The sequence below is a fragment of the Gilliamella sp. Imp1-1 genome (assembly GCF_001690415.1).
Lineage (GTDB): Bacteria > Pseudomonadota > Gammaproteobacteria > Enterobacterales > Orbaceae > Gilliamella > Gilliamella bombi.
Map to the genome: position 1 here is coordinate 1 of NZ_LZHK01000119.1, position 1,614 is coordinate 1,614.

Genomic DNA, 1,614 nt, shown 5'->3' on the forward strand with positions numbered 1-1,614 from the left:
CGTTTATTCTCTTTGCGTAGCGCGATAAGTTCGTTATCTTCAGTTCGACGATTATCTTTTGCGATGAATGAGCCGGTAGTTTGGTACTGCATTATCCAATTATCTAATGCTGATTTGGTGAGGTCATACTCTGCGACGATATCCGCACGTTTTTTACCATTTTGATATAGCATGACCATTTGTTTTTTGAACTCGTTAGTAAAGCTACGTTTTGCTCTTCGTGATGAATCGATTGCCATTGTTGTTACCTTCTCTTATTTTTAGTTCATCATAACAATGACCTTATAAAACTGGTACTAATTAGTGTAGCCGATCCAAAGGATGACATTTAAAAAAGCACCCCTCAGATATGAGGAGTGGTTATTATGGAGAATTGAAGTGAATAACCCAAATATGGGGCACGGTATGAATAGCGTGATATGGTTAATGATTAACTAGCTTTAAATTGCGGTTACCTGATAGTGAGACATTTCCTTGGCTTGCTTGCTCGACAAAGTCGCCCCACCAATCAAGCATGATTCTACGTTGTTCTAGGTAAGTAGCTCGGTTATAAGCTCGCCTTACGCTATTGATATCGACGTGTGCAAGTGCTGCCTCAATAATATTAGGGTCAAATCCCTGCTCGTTTAATACTGTACTAGCTAAGGCTCGTAATCCATGTGCGACTAGTTTGTTTTTATACCCCATTCGTTTTATTGCCATGTTAGCAGTACTACTATTCATCGGGGTTGTATAAGGCGGTTTCATACTTGGGAATATATGCTCTCTATGCCCACTTATAGGCTTCATAATTGATAATATAGCCATAGCCTGCTTATTGAGTGTAATAGTATGCTCTCGCCTCATTTTCATTTTTTCGGCAGGAATAACCCATAAGCAATTGTCTAGATCAATCTCTTGCCATTTTGCCCCTACCGCTTCATTTGGGCGTGTCATTGTTAATAATTGCCATTCAATCAAGCAACGCGTTTGTAATTCGATTCTGGCCATAGCAAGGGATTGCATAAATTGGGGCAGCTCTTGCGCGTTTATTGTTGGCATTTGCCCTTTTATAGGGCTTTCAAAAGCATCTTTTATCTTGGCTGCTGGGTTAGCATCAATCAAGCCTATATTCACCGCATAAAACATAATCTCATTGATACGTTGGCAAAGTCTTTTAATTGTTTCTAATTTACCATTAGCTCTTAGTGGCTCCATGGCCTTAATAAATTCTTTTGCTTTTAATTTAAAGATTGATTTATCACCAATATAAGGAAATAAATGTAACTCTAACGATTCCCACGTTCTTTTTAAGGTGCTTTCAGTTAGTCCTTTGCCACTTTTAACTTTAAACTGGATCGGCTACACTAATTAGTACCAGTTTTATAAGGTCATTGTTATGATAAACTAAAAATAAGAGAAGGTAACAACAATGGCAATCGATTCATCACGAAGAGCAAAACGTAGCTTTACTAACGAGTTCAAAAAACAAATGGTCATGCTATATCAAAATGGTAAAAAACGTGCGGATATCGTCGCAGAGTATGACCTCACCAAATCAGCATTAGATAATTGGATAATGCAGTACCAAACTACCGGCTCATTCATCGCAAAAGATAATCGTCGAACTGAAGA

At 38.2% G+C, this 1,614-nt stretch carries 3 protein-coding genes; 1 reads left to right on the forward strand and 2 read right to left on the reverse strand.

All coding sequences use genetic code 11. The features are described from left to right. Nucleotides 1–239 (reverse strand): helix-turn-helix domain-containing protein (locus tag A9G38_RS09740; protein WP_065623260.1); only part of this gene is annotated, 239 nt, incomplete at its 3' end. 184 nt (nucleotides 240–423) lie between these two features. Next, a complete protein-coding gene (locus A9G38_RS09745) occupies nucleotides 424–1,338 on the reverse strand; it encodes a tyrosine-type recombinase/integrase (RefSeq protein ID WP_080702403.1) in 915 nt (304 codons plus the stop codon). 73 nt (nucleotides 1,339–1,411) lie between these two features. On the opposite strand from A9G38_RS09745, the gene A9G38_RS09750 reads away from it, so the two are divergent. After that, on the forward strand, nucleotides 1,412–1,614 hold a 203-nt coding region (locus tag A9G38_RS09750), incomplete at its 3' end, for a helix-turn-helix domain-containing protein (protein ID WP_141671696.1).